The following is a 19,621-nucleotide window of genomic DNA, read 5'->3' as shown; positions in this document are numbered from 1 at the left end:
CGCCGACCATGCTCGACTTCGCCCTGTCCGCCTTCGTGACGCTGCGGCTGGTTGTCGATCCGGTTGGCCTCGCGCCGGCCTTCATCGCGGCCACCGGGAGCATGCCCGACACGGCCAAACGCACGATCGCGTTGCGCGCGCCGCTGATCGCGGCCTCGATCCTGGTGATGATCGCGCTGGTCGGAAACTGGCTGCTGCGCCAGCTCGGGATCGGCATCCCCGCCTTCCAGATCGCCGGCGGGCTGCTGCTGTTCGGCGTGTCCTACCAGATGATCTTCGGCGATCGACCGCATCGCGAGGCCCGCGAGGCCGACAAGGCAACCGCGGAGCACGCCTCCGATGTCGCAGTGTTTCCCCTGGCCATCCCCATGATGGCCGGCCCCGGGGCGATCGCGACCACGCTGCTCCTTTCCGGTAGCGCCGATTATGGGGCAAGGCTCGCGATCATCATCGCCGTCGTCCTGTCGGTCTGCCTGCTTTGCATGCTGTGCTTCGTCTCGGCTCACCTGATCGCGAAGACCCTCGGACGCACCGGAAATGCCGTGCTCTCGCGCGTTCTCGGCATGCTGCTCGCGGCCTATTCCGTGCAGTTCGTGATCAACGGGATTGCGGCCGTCCGGGCCAGCCTGTCATAGGGCTGCGACGTCAGGTGAATCCGTTGATTTTGCCGCCCATTTCGTGATTTTGCCGGAAGGGCGCCGAGGCGGCACCCGATCCGGGCCGCTTTCGCTTGCACTGCCATGTTGCTTTGACGTACTTCCGGTCTAACAAGCCCATCGTCAGGAATCGGGATGTCGATGACAACGGACGGGGTCGCCAAGAGACAGGCCATCATCGACGCTTGCCGGCGCATGAATGCGCTCGGCATCAACCAGGGCACCTCCGGCAATATCTCCGTCCGGCATGTGGACGGGCTCTTGGTCACGCCGACCAGCGTGCCCTATGAGGCCATGACGCCCGAGCAGATCGTCTTCATGACCATGGACGGCGCGCATGCGCCCGATCAGAAGCCGTCGAGCGAATGGCGGTTTCACCGCGACATCCTGAAGTCGCGGCCCGACGTCAACGCCGTGGTGCACGCCCATCCGACCTATTGCACCATCCTGGCGATCATGGGCATGGAGATTCCGCCGGTGCACTACATGATCGCGGCGGCCGGCGGCGACAGCATCCGCTGCGCGCCCTATGCGACGTTTGGAACCGCGGAATTGTCCGAACATGCGGTGCGGGCGCTGGAGGGCCGGCTGGCCTGCCTGCTCGACCATCACGGCATGATCGCGATCGGCAAGACATTGGACAAGGCGATGTGGCTCGCCGTCGAGGTCGAGACGCTGGCGCGGCAATATCACGGCTGTCTCCAGGTCGGGCAACCGCCGTTGCTCCCCAGCGAGGAGATCGAGCGGGTCCGCCAGCGCATGGCCGGCTACGGCCTGTCGGAAGGGTAGGGCAGGCAGAAAGTGTTCGTGCGGCTCAGGCATCTCGTCGATCGCAAGGGAACGAACCGGACCATGGTTCGGCTGCGCGCCCTCTTGCGTAGCAACGAGTTCTACCTGATCCCGCTGGCGCTGGTGATCGGCACGCTGGCCGGGGCGATCGTGACGCTGATGGCCGAGATCGCGCAGATCGCGCATGTGGTGATCTACGGCATCCCCATCGACGTGCGCCTCTCCTCCAATGCCTATGTGAGTCCGTGGGCGGCGCTGATCGCGCCTGCGCTTGGCGGGCTGGCGCTCGGCATCATGGAATGGTCGCGGCGGCGCATGAAGATCTCGAGCGCGGTCGACCCGATCGAGGCGAATGCGCTGCGCGGCGGCAATCTGTCGATGCGCGACAGCGTGGTGGTGTCGAGCCAGACGCTGATCTCCAACGGCTGCGGCGCCTCGGTCGGCCTCGAGGCGGGCTATACCCAGATCGGCTCGGGGATCGCCTCGCTGTTCGGCAAGTTTTTTAATCTGCGCCGCAACGATCTGCGCCTGATGGTCGGTTGCGGGGCTGCCGCGGCGATCGCGGCGGCGTTCGGCGCGCCGATCACCGGGGCCTTCTATGCCTGCGAGCTGATCGTCGGCGTCTATTCGGTCGGCAGCGCCGCGCCGATCCTGGCCGCCTCGCTCGCCGGCGCGCTGACCGCGCAATGGCTCGGCGGCGCGCCGTACTCGCTGGAGATCCCAAAGGTCAGCGCCGTCGGCGTCGAGCAATACCTGGCCCTGATCGGGCTCGCGCTGGTCACCAGCGGCGTCGGCATCGCCGTGATGCGCTCCTCGCCGATGTTCGAGCGGCTGTTCAAATGGATGCCGGTCTGGTTGCGACCGGTGACCGGCGGTCTCATCGTCGGCGGATTCGCGATCATCACGCCGCAGGTGCTGGCGGCCGGCCACGGCGCCATGGTGCTCGATCTCTTTCACGAGATGGCGATCGGCATGATCGCGCTGATCATCGCCTTGAAGGTGACGGCCTGCCTGATCTCGCTCGCCTCGGGCTTCCGCGGCGGTCTGTTTTTCGCATCGCTGTTCGTCGGCAGCCTGATCGGCAAGTTCTTCGCCGCGGTGCTGCTCCTGATCAGTCCGAACTTTGCGATCGATCCGCTGGTCGCGATGCTGACGGGCATGGCGACGCTCGGCGTCGCCATTGTCGGCGGCCCGCTCACCATGTCGTTCCTGGTGCTCGAGATGACCCGCAACGTCGACGTCACCGCCGTGGTGCTGGCCGGCTGCATCGTCACCTCGATCTGCGTCCGCTTCATGTTCGGCCATTCCTTCTCGACCTGGCGCCTGCATCTGCGTGGCGAGACCATCCGCAGCGCCAATGACGTCGGCTGGCTGCGCAATCTCACCGTGGAGCGCTTGATGCGCTCTGATGTCGGCAAGGTGCCCTCGACGACCACGATCGCCGCCGTCCGCCGCGAATTCGTGCTGGGCTCGCGGCCGGGCGTGGTTATCGTCAACAATGCCGACGAATATGTCGGTCTCGTCCTGCTGCCCGATCTGTTCTCCAACGACCTCGACACCATCGCCGACGAGATCCAGGTGATCGAGCTCGCCCGTCTGATCGACATCGTGCTGATCCCGGAAATGAACGTGAAGTCGGCGATGGCGGTGTTCGACGAGGCCGAAGCCGAGATGCTGGCGGTGGTCGATTCCACCGACAGCCGCAAGGTGGTCGGCTTCCTCACCGAAAACTTCGCCCGCCGCCGCTATGTCGAGGAGATCGACAAGGCGACGCGCGGCGTGCTGGGCGCGCTGTCGTAGGATCACAGAACCATGGGTGCGGGAGGGCGGCTCCATGCGCCGCCGTCCACGCCATTACCGCCCTGGTTGGGGCGGAGACGCGACAAGGAGCGTCACGATCCGCCGGACCATCGGTAGCACCACGAGCAGCGTCGGAAAGGCGACCAGCCAGGATAGCGCCCAGGCGCCCGGCCAGGTCGCGAGGAAGGCCGGCGTTGCTCCCAGGCTCCGAAGCGTCGAAATGACCGACACCACGGCCGTCATGAGGATGGACAGCACGAATGGCATCACGATCGGCGCATAGCGCGCCGGCAGTTTGCGAACCACAATCATCTGATTTCTCTTGGAAAAGGACGCGTCAGTCACGTTGAACCCATAAAATGGCATCGATCCCGACGGCGTCGGTTGATGCGTTGGTTCACGTGAAACGCTTACGGCGACCGAAAAACGGCGCGGCTGTTCATTATCCGCTCAGGTTGGAGGGCGCAAGCTGGGATGCGACCGTTCGATTTACAATCGTTCAAAGCGTGGCGGATTGCCGCGATCAGGAAACCATTTCAGTGGTTTGTGCGTTACATACTGTTTGCTTATCTATTTTTTGAGCCAGAACAGAGGAAGATCAAGATGAGTGATGGACCGAAGAGATCCGCAGCCGGCCGCAACACGGTCCTGGCCGCGCTCGCAGGCGTGGCGCTGCTCGCAGCCTCTGCGTCGCCCTCGGCCGCGGCGTCCCAGGGGTCGGCCCCGGCGGTGTCCGCAAAGGCTGCAGCGGCAGCCCAAGCTTCCTCCGACGTCACCGATTTCAGCGCAGCCCGGCGTCACCATTATTATCGACGCGGGCCGAACGCCGCCGGTCTCGCCTTCATGGGCCTTGCTGCGGGGGTGATCGGAGGCGCCATCGCCGAGAGCCGGCGCCAGGAGTATTACGAGAACCGCTATTACGGCCCGCGCCGTTACTACGGCGGCCCAGGCTATTACGGCGGCGGTGGCGGTCTCTATTACGACCCGGGCTACGGCTACCAGCCATATTAGACGGTCGTTTCGTCCGGATGAAGCCAACGGGTCGGCGCGAAGTGCCGCCCGGCGCAATCCGAGAGACAATGAGCGACTCCATCGCCGTCACCCCCGCGTGACGGCAGAGCCGCTGCCGCTGGATGTGCTCGCCTCTTCGGCGGGCCTTGAGGGATGACCGAGCGGGGGAGGTTGGCCTGTGTCGCCCTCGGTCAATCCGTCTCGCTAAAAACATTCCACTTTACCGAAATTCGGTTTTGGCGTATGTGTCGGCCATCCCGGCTCACCAAGAGGGGCGATCTCGAGGTCGTCTTGATCGCGAGCCGGGTTTGCGGTGGACGCGGCAGCGTCGGCGTGAGAGGTGCGGGCAGGGCGGGTAGTCCCTGTGAGCTCGCGGCCGCGTGCAGACGAACGGCGCTGCTAGGCTTCGTCTCGCCTGTAAGTTTCGCAGCTCCGTCGACGGGGTTGGAAATACTGCGGCGACATGGCGGGCCGTGCGTACGGCAAAACCGTGTGGTCCTGGCCGTCGTTGCTACGGTCAAGCCGGATCGAAGATGCGCGCGAGCCCAACCGGGTGGACGGCATCGTCAATTCGAACGGCGAGGGAGGCCAAAGGAAAGTTCGGCTCCCGGGAGAGCACGGCATAAGCCGTCCGACCACCGCGCAGGGAAGGCCGAGTGATCGGCACCACCTGTATGCTGCTGTGCGGTTTTCTGCGTGCGCGTGCAATTCGCGCAGCGGACCGCGGGTGTCTGTCGGCACCCGGCCTTCCCTGTGCCCTCTTGGATTTGAGGGTGCGAAGATGAAGCAAAGCTCGGGCGAAATCAGCCGCGAGGCTGCGAAGGTGTGTCTGCAATCTGAACTGCGTGCCACGCACGGGGATTTCGTAGGGCGGGGAGAGCGATGCCGTCGCGTCATCCTCCGTCATCGCGAGCGGAGCGAAGCATCCGGAAATCCATCCGCGGAGGGATTCTGGATTGCTTCGTCGCATCAGCGCAAAATTGCTCGGCAATCTTGTCGCGAGCTTCTCGCAATGACGTGGAGAGAGTGCCTCACACTCCATTCGCGTGCCCCGGACGCAGCGCAGCGCCCTTGCGATGCGCTGCAGAGCCGGGACACGAGATGACGTGCTGCGTCCTGCTCTTTCGTTCCGCCCCTGTCATCCGATGCGAAGCCCGCCGGCACACGCCGGTCAAATATTCGGCAATCATGCCCACTAGCGCCGATGGACTTGCCGGCCGCAATCCGGTTCAATGCATCAATTAAGCTTCCAGGCGACAACGATGTCGAGATATCTGCTGGTCCTGCTGCTGCTGGCCTCGCCGGTGGCGGCGCAAGTCAAGATGACGCCGAAGACCAATGCGGCGCATCCCGATCCCTGTGCCCCGATCGGGCGGACCGCGGATGGCAAGCTGGTGTATTCGATGAAATGCGAGACCCTGCCGACACCGCCCGCACCGCCGCCGCAGGCGGAACTGAAGGAGACGCCGGCGCAGGCAGCGGCCGAGCCGGAGGTCAGGCGGAGCGGCATTTTCGGCTGGTCCTACGACCGCAGGTGATGCGACCGGGCCACTTGCGCGAAGCGGGCGGGAGTGCTCTTGCTTGAGCGTTTCCCGGGGGCCACCCGGCCCGAGCCAGAGAGACGCGATGAGCAAACTCGTTATCCGCGCCGGCGAATTCAGCTTCGACGCCCGCTTCGAGGAGCAGCTGGCACCCAAGACGGTCGCCGCCTTTCGCAAGTCGTTGCCGTTCGAAAGCCACATCATTCACGTGCGCTGGAGCGGCGAAGCCGTGTGGATGCCGCTCGGCGATCTCGATTTCGGCGTCGGCTACGAGAATCCCACCAGCTATCCCGCGCCCGGCCATATCATCCTCTATCCCGGCGGCATCAGCGAGACCGAGATCCTGCTGGCCTATGGTGGCGTGCGTTTCGCGAGCAAGATGGGACAGCTCGCCGGCAACCATTTCATCACGCTGACCTCTGGCCTTGAGAATCTCGCAACACTGGGCAAGAGCGTGCTGTGGAAGGGCGCCCTGCCGATCCGCTTCGAGGAAGTCTGACTTGACCGATACCAATTACCCGCGCGATCTCCTCGGCTACGGCCGCAACCCGCCGCACCCGGAATGGCCCGATGATGCCCGCATCGCGGTGCAGTTCGTCGTCAATTTCGAGGAGGGCGGCGAGAACAACATCCTGCATGGCGACCGCGCCTCGGAAGCGTTCCTGTCCGACGTGCTCGGCGCCCAGCCGTGGCCCGGCCAGCGCCACGCCAATATCGAATCGATGTTCGAATACGGCTCGCGCGCCGGCTTCTGGCGGCTGTGGCGGATGTTCGGCGAGCGCAACTGGCCGACCACGGTGTTCGGCGTCGCCACTGCTCTGAAGCGCAACCCCGAGATCGTTGCTGCGATGAACGAGGCGGGTTGGGACATCGCCAGCCACAGCCTGAAATGGATCGAGCACAAGGACATGACCGAGGCGCAGGAGCGCGCCGAGATCGCGGAGGCGATCCGCGTCCATACCGAAGCCACCGGCACGCGACCGCTCGGCTGGTACACCGGACGTTCCTCGATCAACACCAACCGCCTGTTGATGGAGGAGGGCGGTTTCCTCTATCTCTGCGACTCCTACGCCGACGATCTACCCTACTGGATCAAGGGCGCGAACGGCAAGCAGCTCGTCATTCCCTATACGCTTGACGCCAACGACATGCGGTTCATCAACCCGCAGGGCTTTGCCGAAGGTGAGCAGTTTTTTACCTACCTCAAGGACGCCTTCGACGTGCTCTATGCCGAGGGGCAGACCGCGCCGAAGATGATGTCGGTCGGCCTGCACTGCCGCATCGCCGGCCGGCCCGGCCGCGCTGCGGGCTTGATCCGCTTCCTCGACTATATCGGCAAGCACGAGCGTGTCTGGGTACCGACGCGATTACAGATCGCGCAGCACTGGCACGCCAGGCACGCGCATCTTGCCGCCGACGCATTTGAGATCGGCTGATCATGTCGCAAATCTCTCTGTCCGATCTCAATGCCGCCACCAAGGCCGACTTTGTCGCCGCGCTTGCCAACGTCGTGGAATATTCGCCGTGGATCGCTGAGCAGCTCGCCGACAGGCGGCCATTCGCCGGCACCAATCAGTTGCACACGGCGCTGATGGGGGCGATCCAAAGCGCCGAGCCCGAGGTGCAACTGGCCCTGATCCGCGCGCATCCCGATCTCGCCAGCAAGACCCAGCGCGCGGCAGGGCTCACGGCGGAATCGACCGACGAGCAGAACAGCGCCGGCCTCGACCGGCTGTCGGATGCCGAATATGCCGCGTTCGAGCGCGTCAACAACGCCTACCGCGACAAGTTCGGCTTCCCCTATATCGTCTGCGTGCGCCGGCACACCAAGGACTCTGTGCTGCGCGATTTCGAGATCAGGCTGCGCAACATCGTCAAGACCGAGACGCGCCGTGCGATCGAGGAGATCGGCCGCATCTCGGCACTGCGGCTCGATCAGCTCGTCATTGCCGACGACAGGTTGAAGGTGCATGGCCGGTTGTCGACGCATGTGCTGGACAATCACATCGGCAGGCCTGCGGCCGGCATTCCGGTCGAGCTCGTGGAACTCGCAACGCTGGGGGAGAGCCGCGTCATCGCGCGCGCGGTCACCAATGCGGATGGCCGCACCGATCGGCCGCTGATCGGCGGCCGCCCGTTGCCGATCGGCCGCTACGAGCTCAGATTCAGCATTGCCGGATATTACGCCGAGCGCAACGTGCAGGTCACCGATCCGCCTTTCCTCGACGAAATCCCGCTGCGCTTCGCGATCAGCGAGCCGGAAGGCCACTATCACGTGCCGCTATTGGTGACGCCGTGGAGCTATTCGACCTATCGCGGCAGCTAAACATGCTGCGCGGATGAGGCGATCGCCGCGGCGTCCGTCTCCGCGGCCGCGCCGCCGCTCAGGCCGTTGAAGAAGGCATTCAGCAACACCGAGACGATCGCGCAGAGCAGGATGCCGGACTCCAGCAGCGGCTGGAGATCGTGCGGCAAATTCCGGAACAAGCCGGGGGCGGCGAGCGGGATCAGGCCGAAGCCGATCGAGATCGCAACGATGAAGAGATTGTAGCGGTTGTTGCGGAAATCGACCGAGGTGAGGATGCGCGCGCCTGTGGCCGCCACCATGCCGAACATCACGAGGCCTGCGCCGCCGAGCACGACCAGCGGCACCGCCTCGACCAGTGCGGCGAGCTTCGGCAGCAGCCCGAGCACCAGCATGATGCAGCCGCCGGTGATGGTCACCCAGCGCGAGCGCACGGCGGTGACCGAGACGAGGCCGACATTCTGCGAGAACGAGGTGTAGGGGAACGTGTTGAAGATGCCGCCGAGCAGCGTGCCGACACCGTCGGCACGCAGGCCGCGGCTCAGCGCCTCGCGGCCGACGGCCTTGCCGGTGATGTCGCCGAGCGCGAGGAACATGCCGAGCGATTCGATCATCACCACGATCATGACGACGCACATGGTGATAACGGGCACCAGATGGAATTGCGGCATGCCGAAGCGGAACGGGACGATGAGCGCGCCCCATGGGGCGGCGGTGACCTTGTCGAAATGCATCACGCCCAGAATGCTCGCGAGCACGGTGCCGGCGATGATGCCGAGCAGCACCGAGACATTGGCGAGGAAGCCGGCCCCCCCATTTGATCAGGCCGAGAATGAACAGCAGCACGAACAGCGAGATGCCGAGGCCCTGCAACTGTCCATAGGCCGGATTGGGAAAGCTGCCGGCCACGCCGTCGACCGTCCTGGTGAGCGTCGGCAGACCGCCACCGGCCCAGTTGATGCCGACGCGCATCAGGGAAATGCCGATGATCAGGATGATGCTGCCGGTGACGACAGGAGGAAAAAGCGGCAGCAGCCGGCTGACGAACGGTGCGACGATGATGCCGAACAGGCCTGCGGCGATGACGGAGCCGTAGATGCCGAGCAGGCCGATGTCGGGCGCTGCCGCCATCGACAGCATCGGACCGACCGAAGCGAATGTCACGCCCATCATCACGGGCAGGCGAATGCCGACGCCGGGGAAGCCGATGCATTGCACCAGCGTCGCGAGCCCGCAGGCGAACAAATCGGCGCTGATCAGGAAGGCGACATCCTCCGGCGGCAGCTTCAAGGCGCGTCCGACGATCAGCGGCACCGCGATCGCACCGGCATACATCACCAGCACGTGCTGGAGCCCGAGCGCCAAGAGGCGTGGGACCGGCAGGACCTCGTCGACGGGATGGACTTCGCTGGTCATGGATGAATCCCCCGAAACATTCCTAACCAAACTTGTCGAGCAGCGCCGGAAACAGCCGGTCCGGCTTGAACGGCGGCGCGGTGAAGCGGATGCCGGTGGCATCGGCAATGGCGTTGCCGAGCGCGGCGGCGACCGGATTGTACGGACTCTCGCTCATCGACTTCGCCCCCAAGGGACCGACGGTGTCGGATGTCTCGGCGAAGAACACCTCGGTGCGCGGCACGTCGGCGAAAGAGGGCAAATGGTAGTCGCGGAATTTCGCGTTGATGACGCGGCCGTTCGCGTCGATCACCATCTCCTCGTAGAGTGCGGCGCCGAGCGCTTGGGCGACGCCGCCTTCGACCTGGCCGCGGCACTGCATGGGATTGGCGACGACCCCCGCGTCGGCGGCGTGCACGCTCCTGAGAATCCTGAGCTCGCCGGTGCCCCGGTTCACGGCGACGCGAAAACCCTGCACGTTGAAGCCGACCGAGCGCGGCGTGCCGCCGGAATTGCCGTTGCCCGCGAACATGCGTCCGCGCTCGCGGCCGAGCTCCGCCAGCTCCGCAAAGGACATGCGCTTCACGCCGCTGACGACGGCATTGTTCTCGAGCACACAGGTCCCGACGTCGCACAGCCAGGCGCCGGCGGCGGCCGCCTTCAGCTCGGTTGCGAGCTGCATGGAGGCCGCATGCGTCGCCTTGCCGGCGACGAAAGTGCCCGCGCTGCCATAGGCGCCGGTGTCGTGGCCGCCATGGGCGGTGTCGGACTGGCGTAGGCCGATTTTGTCGACGGTGGTCGCAAGCGTGGTCGCCGCGATCTGCCGATGCACCGTGCTGGTGCCATTGCCAAACTCGGCGGTGCCGACGGTGAGGTCGAAGCCGCCGTACTCGTTGAGCGTGATCATGGCGTCGGCGAGATGGCCGGCCGGCGGCGCGGAGTCGATCATGGTCAGCGCGATACCGTTGCCGATCAGCCATTCCGGCGATAGGTCGGGCTGCGCGCCATCGGCCTGCATGGCGCGCTCGACGAGATCGAGGCACTGATCGAGCCCGTAGGAGCCGTAGACGACGTCGTGAAACTCGGACGGCGGCGGCGACACCATGGGATCGCCGGGCCTGACGATGTTGCGTCGGCGCATCTCGTAGGGGCTGATGCCGAGCTGCTTTGCCAGCTCGTCGATCGCAGCCTCGATCGCGATCTGCGATTGCGGCAGGCCATAGCCGCGAAACGCTCCCGCCGGCACCGTATTGGTGTAGACCGCAAAACCATCGACCCGCTTGTTCGGACAATTGTAGACGGCGATGGACTCCGCCAGGGCGTGGAACATCACGGGCCCGGCGTGATTGCCGTAAGCGCCGGTGTTGGAGAGCAAATCGAGCTGCAGCGCGGTGAGCTTGCCGTCGGCATCGGCGCCGGCCTTGATGTGCACCCGCATCGGGTGCCGCGTCGAGGTCGCGATGAACTGCTCCTCGCGGGTGAACTCCAGCTTCACGGGCCGTCCGGTTTTCAGCGCGGCGAGCGCCAGAATATCCTCGACGAACATCTCCTGCTTGCCGCCAAAGCCACCGCCGACGCGCTCGCAGAACACGCGGACCTTGTCCATGGGAAGCTGGAAGATGTCCGACAGCGCGCGGCGGGTCAGGAATGGCACCTGCGTCGAGGTGCGGACATTGAGCACGCCTGCGTCGTCCAGCCACGCGAGCCCGCCATGGGTTTCCAGCGCTGCATGCTGCACGCGATGACTGTGGAACGTTGCCTCATAGGTAACGGCCGATGTGGCGAGCGCAGAGGCAACATCGCCGAACTCGCCATGAATCTCTGCCGCAAGGTTACGCTGGGGATCGGCGATGCGGTTCGCGGTGGTGCGGTCAGGGTGAATGATCGGCGCGCCCGCCGCCATCGCCTGCTCGGGGTCGATCAGCGCGGGCAGAATCTCGTAGTCGACCTCCAGTCGCCGGCACGCCTCCTCGGTGGCGGCTTCGGTCTCGGCAACGATTGCGGCAACGCGCTGTCCGATGAAGCGGACGACGTCGTCGAGGATGCGGGTGTCCTCGGGGTCCATCCAATCCATCTCGTGCCGCGCGGTCGAGATCAGCACCGGTGGCGCGTCGTCGTGCGTGAGCACCGCGTGCACGCCCGGAACCTTCAGTGCCTCCGATTTGTCGATCGCGACGATCCTGGCGTGAGCATGAGGCGACCGCACCAGCTTGACGTGGAGCAGGCCGCCGATCGCTGTGTCGAACGTGTAGCGCGCAGCACCACGGACGATGTCGGGGCCTGCCGGGGCCGGCAGGCTGCGGCTGAAGGCGGCGCCGGGCCCGACGCTCGCCTCGACATTGGTCCTGCCAAGCAATGCATCCTCGATCGCGCGGTAGCCGGTGCAGCGGCAGATATTGCCCTTCAGTGCCGCGCCGAGATCGGTGCGCTGGGCCTGGTTCAGCGAGGCGCAGGTCAGGATCATACCGGCGGTGCAGAAGCCGCATTGAAAGCCCTGCGCATCGAGGAAGGCCTGCTGCATCGGATGCAGGCCGTGGTCGCCGCCAAGACCTTCGATCGTGGTCACGGGGCGTCCCTCGGCGCGGAATGCCGGGATCAGGCAGCTGTGCACCGGCTCGCCGTCGAGCAGCACGGTGCAGGCGCCGCAGTCACCGGCATCGCAGCCCTTTTTCACGCCGAAATGGCCGAGCTCGCGCAGGAACGTGCGCAGGCATTGGCCGGCGCGCGGCGCCTGCGCAAATGTCTTGCCGTTGATCTCGAAGCTCACGGTGTCGCTCCCAAGAGCTCGCAGCGGATCTCCTCGGCAAGCCGCACTGTCATGTGCTTGCGCCAGAGCGGCTGTCCGTGGATGTCGGTGTGGTACAGATCATCGGTGATCTGATGTGAAATCGCATCATGCAGCTCAGTCGCGTCCGGGGCGTCGCGAAAGGACAGCTGGATCGGCCGCACCGTCGAGGCGGTGATTGTCAGCAGCAGTGTGCCATCGGCATCGAGACTGCCGATGAGGAGGGCGGCCGAGCGGCCGACCGGCGCCAGTGAGATCTGGCGAAACGCCGTGCGGCGTTTCAACGCGGCAAGCGGAATATCGATCTGGCGAAGCAGGTCCCCAGGCGTCAGGCGGTTGCGTTGGTTGCCGGTGACAAAGCCGACGACCGGAATCTTCTGCTCACCGCCACCGGCCTTCCAGATGGTGCAGACGCCGTCGAGTGCCGCGGTGAGCGAGATCATTGGCCCTGCCGGCAACGACATGCAGAGATTGCCGCCGACGGTCGCCGTCTTCCAGATCTTGAACGAGGCAAGAAAAGCCCGGCAGCACTGGCCGATCAGCGGCGCTGCGAGCCAGTCGGGCGGGCAGGCGAAACCATCGAGCTGCGCGACGGTGCAGGTCGCGGCGATGCTGAGATTGCTGTCGGTCACCGTCAGCGCCGGCCATTTCAGATCGGTGAGATCGATCAGCCGTGTCAGGTGGGTTTGCGGTTCAGAGAACAGCCAGGTGCCGCCCGCGAGCCAAGCATCTCCTGCCGTCCAAACCGGCAGCTGTGCGCGCGTTTGCGGATGGGCGACCGCTGTGATGGTATTCAAATCCATGGCTGCGCCCACGCTTGCGTCGGGTGAATCGTCCAACGGAAAGTCTTGCAAGACCGGAGCCAAGTCGCAAGAAGAAGTCGCAGGAAGAAGTCGTAATGCCAAGTCGCAGCAAGACCGTGATTGGACCCGCCTCCGCCTCGCGGTCCCGTCGTCAGCGAATGTGAGGAGAAGCGGGATCATGAGCGATGCAAGGCCGATCTGGATCAGGGATCCCCTGGCCATCCTCGCCGACGGTGCCGAGCGTGGGATTGTGGTGACGGGCGGCCGGATCGTCGAGCTCGTGCCGGCCGGCGGCACACCCGCGACCGCCGATGTCGGGGTGTTCGATGCGAGCGAACACGTCGTGCTGCCGGGCCTGATCAACACCCATCATCATTTCTACCAGACCCTGACGCGGGCGCTGCCGGCGGCGATGGACCGCGAGCTCTTCCCCTGGCTCCAGGCGCTCTATCCGGTGTGGGCGCGGTTGACGCCGGCGTCGCTCGAGCTCGGCGTCACCGTGGCGATGTCGGAATTGCTGCTGTCCGGCTGCACCACCACGACCGATCACCACTACGTTTTCCCGGCAGGACTCGAGGATGCCGTCGACATCGAGGTGGCTGTGGCAAAGCGGCTCGGCGTGCGCGTCCTGCTGACGCGCGGCTCGATGAACCTGTCGCAGCGCGACGGCGGCCTGCCGCCCGACAACGTGGTGCAGGACGAGGACACGATCCTCGCCGACAGCGCGCGCGTGGTCGCAAAACACCACCAGCGCGGTCCGGATGCGATGGTGCAGATCGCGCTGGCGCCGTGCTCGCCGTTCTCGGTGACGACGTCCTTGATGCGCGCCACCGCCGATCTCGCGGGTAAGCTCGACGTACGCCTGCATACCCATCTCGCCGAGACCGAGGACGAGAACAAATTCTGCGAGCAGATGTATGGCTGCCGTCCGCTCGACTATCTCGAACAATGCGGCTGGCTCAACGCTCGAACCTGGCTCGCCCATGGCATCCACTTCAACGCGGACGAGATGAATCGCCTCGGCAAGGCGAAGACGACCATCAGCCATTGCGCGTGCAGCAACCAGTTGCTGGCGTCCGGCTGCTGTCCGGTCTGCGAGATGGAGGAGGCCGGCGTCGGGATCGGGATCGGCGTGGACGGCTCGGCCTCGAACGACGGATCGAACCTGATGCAGGAGGTGCGGGCCGTGTTCCTGCTGCAACGGGCCCGCTATGGCGTAACGAAAGTCAGCCACAAGGATGCGCTACGCTGGGCCACCACGGGCTCGGCGGCCTGCGTCGGCCGGCCCGAGCTCGGTGAGATCGCCGTCGGCAAGGCGGCCGATCTCGCGCTGTTCAAGCTCGACGAATTGCGCTTCTCCGGCCATGGCGATCCCCTGGCCGCGCTGGTGCTGTGCGGAGCCCATCGGGCTGATCGGGTGATGGTCGCCGGACAATGGGCCGTGATCGATGGCGCGATTCCGGGCCTCGATGTCCCCGATCTCATCCGTCGCCACAGTTCCGCGGCGCGGGCCATGCAGGCAGGATAGGGACAGAATTGAAAGAGGGGGCGACCACAAGTGCCGGGTGCTTCTGGCCACCCCCTCCGAACCTCCTCCGGGAGGAGCAGGTGTTTTAGTCAAAGCAAGAAGCGTGCTACTTGCCCGGCAGCTTGTCGTCGATGCCCTTGACGTAGAAATTCATGCCGAGGATCTGGCCGTCGTCGAGGTGATCGCCGCCCTTGCACTCCAGCGGCCTGCCGTCCTGCCCAATGATCGGGCACTTGAATGGATGCAATTTGCCCGCGGTGATCGCGGCCTGGGCATCCTCCGCCATTTTTTTCACGTCGTCAGGCATGTTGGTGTAGGGCGCCATCGCGAACATGTGGCTGTCGAGGCCGCCCCAGCTGTCCTCGGACTTCCAGGTGCCGGCAAGCTCGGCCTTGACGCGCTCGATGTAGTAGGGGCCCCAGGTGTCGAGGATCGAGGTGAGCTGGGTCTTCGGCCCGAACTTGATCATCTCGGAGTCCTGACCGAAGGCGAGCTTGCCGCGTTCGCTGGCAATCTGCATGGCGGCGGGCGAATCCGTGTGCTGCATGATGATGTCGGCGCCCTGGTCGATCAATGCCTTTGCGGCGTCGGCCTCCTTGCCGGGATCGAACCAGGTGTTGGCCCAGATGATCTTGACCTTGATGTTCGGGTTGATGGTCTGCGCCGCCAGGATCGTCGCGTTGATGCCGGAGACGACCTCCGGAATCGGGAACGAGCCGATATAGCCGAGCACGCCCGACTTCGACATCTTGGCCGCGATCAGGCCCTGGATGTAGCGGCCCTGATACCATCTGGCCGAATAGGTCGACATGTTCGGGTTGCGCTTGTAACCGGTGGCGTGCTCGAAATGCACGTTCGGATATTTCTTGGCAACCTTCAGCGTCGGATCCATGTAGCCGAACGACGTCGTGAAGATCAGCTTGTTGCCGGCGCGGACCAGTTGCTCGATGGAGCGCTCGGCGTCGGGACCTTCGGGCACATTCTCGAGATAGGTGGTCTCGATCTTGTCGCCCAATTCCTTGACCAGAGCCTGGCGCGCGAGATCGTGCTGATAGGTCCACCCCAAATCTCCGATCGGGCCCAGATAGATGAAGCCGACCTTCAGCTTGTCGGCGGCGGAGGCTGCACCGATGCTCCCGGCGAGCAGGAGCGTAGCGGCCAGCGCAAGACATGATTTCCTCATCATCGATCTCCAAACATCAGGGGTAACCACGATCCGCAAGCGAGCGCGCCCAATCGCGCCCGTCGCGAAAATGAAATTCAGCGGTCAGGAACGAACACTGTCCCGAGCGCGGCCGGTGCCGTCGAGCCGCCGCTGCGCGCGCGGGAGAGCAGAATCAGAACGATGATGGTCGCGAGATAAGGCAGCGCCGACATGAATTGCGAGGGAATGCCGACGCCCCAGCCCTGCGCATGCAACTGGAGGATCGTCACGGCGCCGAACAGATAGGCGCCGACCACGAGCCGGCCCGGCCGCCAGGACGAGAACACCACCAGCGCCAGCGCGATCCAGCCGCGGCCCGCGGTCATGCCCGGGATGAAGAACGGTGTATAGGCGAGCGGCAGATAGGCGCCGGCAAGGCCGGCGCAGGCGCCGCCGAACATCACGGCGAAGGTGCGGATGCGCAGCACGGGATAACCGAGCGCATGCGCGGAGACGTGATTGTCGCCGCAGGCGCGCAGGATCAGTCCAGCGCGCGTGCGGTACAGGAACCACCAGACGCCGACGACGAGTGCAATGGAGACATAGACGAAGGCGTCCTCGCCGAACAGCACGCGGCCGACCAGCGGGATATCGGTGAGGCCCGGAATGGAGAGATGAGCTGCCGGCGTGATGCGCTCGCCGACAAAGCCGGCGCCGATCAGTCCGGACAGCCCGACACCGAGGATAGTCAGCGCGAGACCCGTCGCAACCTGGTTGACGGCGAGCCCGAGCGCCATCAATGCGAAGATCAGCGACATCATCGTGCCCGCGACGATGCCGAGCAGCGCGCCAATGAAGATGGATCCCGTGAGCCAGGCGCCCGCAAAGCCGCAGGCCGCGCCGACGATCATCATGCCCTCGACGCCGAGATTGAGCACGCCGGCGCGCTCGGTCACGAGCTCTCCGGTCGCGGCGACCAGGAGTGGCGTCGACGCGGCGAGCACGGCCAGGACGATGGCTTCAACGAGTTCCACGGGCCACCTGACGGTTCGGCAAGACCAGTTTGAAGCGATAGAGGATCAAGGAATCGCAGGCGAGCACGTAGAACAGCAGAATGCCTTGAAATACCTTGGTGACGTCCAATGGGATCTTCATCGTGATCTGCGCCTGCTCGCCGCCGATAAAAGTCAACGCAAGGAAAAGGCCTGCAATCAATATACCAAGCGGATTCAGACGGCCGAGGAAGGCAACGATGATCGCCGTAAAGCCGTAGCCCGGGGAGATGCCGGGCTGGAGATGGCCGACGGGACCTGCAACCTCGATGATGCCGGCGAGGCCCGCGAGCGCGCCTGATACCGCGAAAGTCAGGATGATCAGCCGATCGGCCTTGAAGCCGCCGAACCGCGCCGCGCGGGGGGCTGCGCCGACGACACGGATCTCAAAGCCCTTGATGGTTCGTCCGAGCAGGATTGCGGCTGCCGTCACGACTAGAAGCGCGATGATGGAGCCGAGATGCAGCCGGCCACCCTCGATCAGCAGCGGGACGGTCGCCACCGGGTCGAACTCGGCCGTGGTCGGGAAATTGAAGCCGTGCGGATCGCGCCAGGGTCCGCGCACGAGATAGTCGAGAAAGAGGTCGGCGACATAGACCAGCATCAGGCTGGTCAGGATCTCGCTGGCACCGAACGCTACCTTGCAGATGGCCGGGATCAGCGCATAGAGCGCGCCCGCGGCAGCTGCAAGCACGAGCATCGCCGGCAACACCCAGGCGCCGGCGTCGGTGCCTTGCGTCCTCACCGCGATCCAGCTTCCGGCGACCGCGCCGATCAGGAATTGGCCTTCGGCGCCGATGTTCCAGGCATTGGCGAGATAGCAGAGGGACAGCCCGATCGCGATCATCACCAGTGGCGTCGCCTTCACCGCGATCTCCTGGAGCGAGTAGCCGTCGGTGAGGGGTGCGATGAAATAGGCGTGCAAGGCGAGCAGCGGATTCTTGCCGAGGATCGCGAACAGGATGATCATGGTCACGATCGTGAGGCCGACCGCGATCAGCGGCGAGACCAGCGCGATCGTGCCGGAGCGCTCGGCGCGCTTCTCAAGCACCAACATGCGCGGCCTCCTTCGGCTCCAGGCTGCTGCCGCCCATGAGAAGGCCGAGCTTTTCGCGCGTCGCCTCGCTGGCGGCGAGCGGCGCCGATAACCTGCCGTGGAACATCACGGCGATACGGTCGGCGATCTCGCCGAGTTCGTCCAGATCCTGGCTGGTCACGAGCACGGCGGCGCCCGCGCCTGCGAGATCGAGCAGCGCCTGGCGAATTACGGCAGCGGCGCCGGCATCGACGCCCCAGGTCGGCTGGCTCACGACCAGCACCGCGGGGTTGCGCAGGATCTCGCGTCCCACGATGAACTTTTGCAAATTGCCGCCGGAGAGGGACGCTGCTTCGGGGTCGCGCTTGGCCTTGCGTACGTCGAAGGTTTCGGTCGTACGGTCGACGATCCTCAGCGCGGCGGCCGCGTTGATGAAGCCGCGACGGACCATGCCGCTTGCGGCGTAACCGGTCAGCAGCGCGTTCTCCGAGAGCTTCATGCGGGGCGCCGTGCCATGGCCGAGCCGCTCTTCCGGGACGAATGCCGCACCCAGCTTGCGCCGCTCCGTGATGGAGAGATGGCCGGCGGCAATGCCTTCGATCACCACGGTGCCCGGATCCTTCGACCGCCGCTCACCAGACAGCGCGGCGAACAATTCGTCCTGGCCGTTGCCGGCGACGCCGGCGATGCCAAGGATCTCGCCGCCCTTCAGTTCGAACGAGATGTGCTCGAGACGCACGCCATGCGCCTCGGTTGGCGCCAGCGAGAGATCGTTGACCACCAGGCGCGGCACCGTCGTCTGTCGGTCGGCGCGAGCCTTCACTTCCTTGATCTCGCCGCCGACCATCATGCGGGCGAGCGAAGCTGCGGTCTCGCGCCGGGGATCGCAGGTCTCGACCTTCCTGCCGCCGCGCAGGATCGTTGCGGTATCGCAGAGCCGCTTCACCTCCTCGAGCTTGTGGCTGATGTAGAGGATGGCGCGGCCTTCGGATCTGAGGCGTTCCAGCACGATGAAAAGCTGATCGGATTCCTGCGGCGTCAGGACTGCGGTGGGCTCGTCCAGGATCAGGAATTTCGGATCCTGCATCAGCGCGCGGACGATCTCGATTCGCTGGCGCTCGCCGACCGACAATTGCCAGACCTCGCGCTTGGGATCGAGCGGCAGACCATAGGTTTTCGACACCTGCTCCAGCCGCGCCGACATGCCCCCGAAGGATTCTTGTCCGTCGAGGCCGAGCGCAACGTTCTCGGCGACCGTAAGATTGTCGAACAGCGAGAAGTGCTGAAATACCATGCCGATGCCTCGGTCGCGTGCTTCCGAGGGGCCGGACAGCACGATACGTTGGCCCTGCCAGAGAATCTGGCCGGCACTCGGCTGGATCAGCCCGTAGATCGCTTTGACCAGCGTCGACTTGCCTGCTCCATTTTCACCGAGGAGCGCGTGGATTTCGCCGGGCCAGATATCGATGTCGATGGAATCGTTGGCAAGGAAATCGCCATACCGTTTGGTGAGCCCGATCGTCCGCAGCAGCGGGGACTCGCCGGAATTCAGGCCGTCAGGTGTCGAATCCAACATTCGCTGATGCGCTTGCATGGTGAAGTGTCTCGATACTGGGCCAGTTTGAACGCCGGCGTAAGGTGTGAAAATGCGTCATCCCTTGCTCAACGCTTTGGCAGGGATCGGGTGGCGGTGCTCGAACGCCCTTGTCATCGCCCCGCGAGCGCGGCTCACGCGCGCGCTGTTGCAGATTTGTGACGGTTCAAGCCAAATCGGAA

The 19,621-nt window shown here is 65.0% G+C and carries 16 protein-coding genes and 1 pseudogene; 9 read left to right on the top strand and 8 right to left on the bottom strand.

Annotated features, from left to right (window positions below):
- The first annotated feature begins 8 nt into the window (after positions 1-8).
- From AC0WRY_RS25495 to AC0WRY_RS25485, 3 genes are all read left to right on the top strand, one after another.
- Complete coding sequence (locus AC0WRY_RS25495; RefSeq protein ID WP_491121558.1) at positions 9-635, top strand: MarC family protein; 627 nt, start codon at positions 9-11, stop codon at positions 633-635.
- A gap of 156 nt (positions 636-791) precedes the next feature.
- Positions 792-1,445, top strand: coding sequence for an L-fuculose-phosphate aldolase (locus AC0WRY_RS25490; RefSeq protein ID WP_194403548.1), 654 nt, complete (start codon positions 792-794; stop codon positions 1,443-1,445).
- A gap of 12 nt (positions 1,446-1,457) precedes the next feature.
- Complete coding sequence (locus AC0WRY_RS25485) at positions 1,458-3,245, top strand: chloride channel protein (RefSeq protein ID WP_194403547.1); 1,788 nt, start codon at positions 1,458-1,460, stop codon at positions 3,243-3,245.
- A gap of 54 nt (positions 3,246-3,299) precedes the next feature.
- On the opposite strand, the gene AC0WRY_RS25480 is transcribed toward AC0WRY_RS25485, so the two are convergent.
- Positions 3,300-3,557 (bottom strand): DUF2798 domain-containing protein, encoded by a 258-nt coding sequence (locus AC0WRY_RS25480; protein ID WP_194403546.1) that lies wholly within the window; start codon positions 3,555-3,557, stop codon positions 3,300-3,302.
- Between the two features lie 291 nt (positions 3,558-3,848).
- On the opposite strand from AC0WRY_RS25480, the gene AC0WRY_RS25475 reads away from it, so the two are divergent.
- The 5 genes from AC0WRY_RS25475 to uraD all read left to right on the top strand — a co-directional run bounded on the left by AC0WRY_RS25475 (position 3,849) and on the right by uraD (position 8,123).
- Complete coding sequence (locus AC0WRY_RS25475) at positions 3,849-4,256, top strand: hypothetical protein (protein ID WP_194403545.1); 408 nt, start codon at positions 3,849-3,851, stop codon at positions 4,254-4,256.
- A 1,262-nt stretch (positions 4,257-5,518) separates the two neighbouring features.
- Entirely contained in the window at positions 5,519-5,794 is a 276-nt protein-coding gene (locus tag AC0WRY_RS25470; RefSeq protein WP_194403544.1) for a hypothetical protein, read from the top strand.
- Positions 5,795-5,882: 88 nt separating this feature from the next.
- On the top strand, positions 5,883-6,296 hold the full coding sequence (locus AC0WRY_RS25465; protein WP_194403543.1) for a DUF3830 family protein: 414 nt from the start codon (positions 5,883-5,885) through the stop codon (positions 6,294-6,296).
- Between the two features lies 1 nt (position 6,297).
- Positions 6,298-7,233 carry an allantoinase PuuE gene (puuE, locus tag AC0WRY_RS25460; protein WP_194403542.1) on the top strand — a complete coding sequence of 312 codons (936 nt, stop codon included), beginning with the start codon at positions 6,298-6,300 and terminating at the stop codon, positions 7,231-7,233.
- Between the two features lie 2 nt (positions 7,234-7,235).
- The gene (gene uraD / locus AC0WRY_RS25455) at positions 7,236-8,123 is read left to right on the top strand and encodes a 2-oxo-4-hydroxy-4-carboxy-5-ureidoimidazoline decarboxylase (RefSeq protein WP_491121554.1); all 888 of its coding nucleotides are present in this window, start codon (positions 7,236-7,238) and stop codon (positions 8,121-8,123) included.
- On the opposite strand, the pseudogene AC0WRY_RS25450 reads toward uraD, so the two are convergent.
- From AC0WRY_RS25450 to AC0WRY_RS25440, 3 genes and pseudogenes are all read right to left on the bottom strand, one after another.
- A pseudogene (locus tag AC0WRY_RS25450) lies at positions 8,120-9,518 on the bottom strand (nucleobase:cation symporter-2 family protein). The gene uraD and the pseudogene AC0WRY_RS25450 overlap by 4 nt on opposite strands.
- A 22-nt stretch (positions 9,519-9,540) precedes the next feature.
- The gene (locus AC0WRY_RS25445; protein WP_194403540.1) at positions 9,541-12,264 is read right to left on the bottom strand and encodes a molybdopterin-dependent oxidoreductase; all 2,724 of its coding nucleotides are present in this window, start codon (positions 12,262-12,264) and stop codon (positions 9,541-9,543) included.
- Complete coding sequence (locus AC0WRY_RS25440) at positions 12,261-13,085, bottom strand: FAD binding domain-containing protein (RefSeq protein ID WP_194408404.1); 825 nt, start codon at positions 13,083-13,085, stop codon at positions 12,261-12,263. The genes AC0WRY_RS25445 and AC0WRY_RS25440 overlap by 4 nt, the downstream gene beginning before the upstream one ends.
- 178 nt (positions 13,086-13,263) lie before the next feature.
- Between AC0WRY_RS25440 and AC0WRY_RS25435 the strand changes: the two genes are divergently transcribed.
- A complete protein-coding gene (locus AC0WRY_RS25435) occupies positions 13,264-14,613 on the top strand; it encodes an 8-oxoguanine deaminase (RefSeq protein ID WP_491121552.1) in 1,350 nt (449 codons plus the stop codon).
- A gap of 106 nt (positions 14,614-14,719) precedes the next feature.
- Here AC0WRY_RS25435 and AC0WRY_RS25430 read toward each other — a convergent pair whose 3' ends face one another.
- From AC0WRY_RS25430 to AC0WRY_RS25415, 4 genes are all read right to left on the bottom strand, one after another.
- Positions 14,720-15,796, bottom strand: coding sequence for a BMP family ABC transporter substrate-binding protein (locus AC0WRY_RS25430; RefSeq protein WP_194408403.1), 1,077 nt, complete (start codon positions 15,794-15,796; stop codon positions 14,720-14,722).
- Positions 15,797-15,873: 77 nt separating this feature from the next.
- Positions 15,874-16,791 (bottom strand): ABC transporter permease, encoded by a 918-nt coding sequence (locus AC0WRY_RS25425; protein WP_194403538.1) that lies wholly within the window; start codon positions 16,789-16,791, stop codon positions 15,874-15,876.
- Positions 16,778-17,866, bottom strand: a complete 1,089-nt coding sequence (locus AC0WRY_RS25420) for an ABC transporter permease (protein WP_194403537.1) — start codon at positions 17,864-17,866, stop codon at positions 16,778-16,780. The genes AC0WRY_RS25425 and AC0WRY_RS25420 overlap by 14 nt, the downstream gene beginning before the upstream one ends.
- Complete coding sequence (locus tag AC0WRY_RS25415) at positions 17,853-19,439, bottom strand: ABC transporter ATP-binding protein (protein ID WP_371746149.1); 1,587 nt, start codon at positions 19,437-19,439, stop codon at positions 17,853-17,855. The genes AC0WRY_RS25420 and AC0WRY_RS25415 overlap by 14 nt, the downstream gene beginning before the upstream one ends.
- Between the last annotated feature and the right edge of the window lie 182 nt (positions 19,440-19,621).

This window comes from Bradyrhizobium sp. T-12 (assembly GCF_058314695.1).
This window is presented reverse-complemented; position numbering and strand designations above follow the sequence as displayed.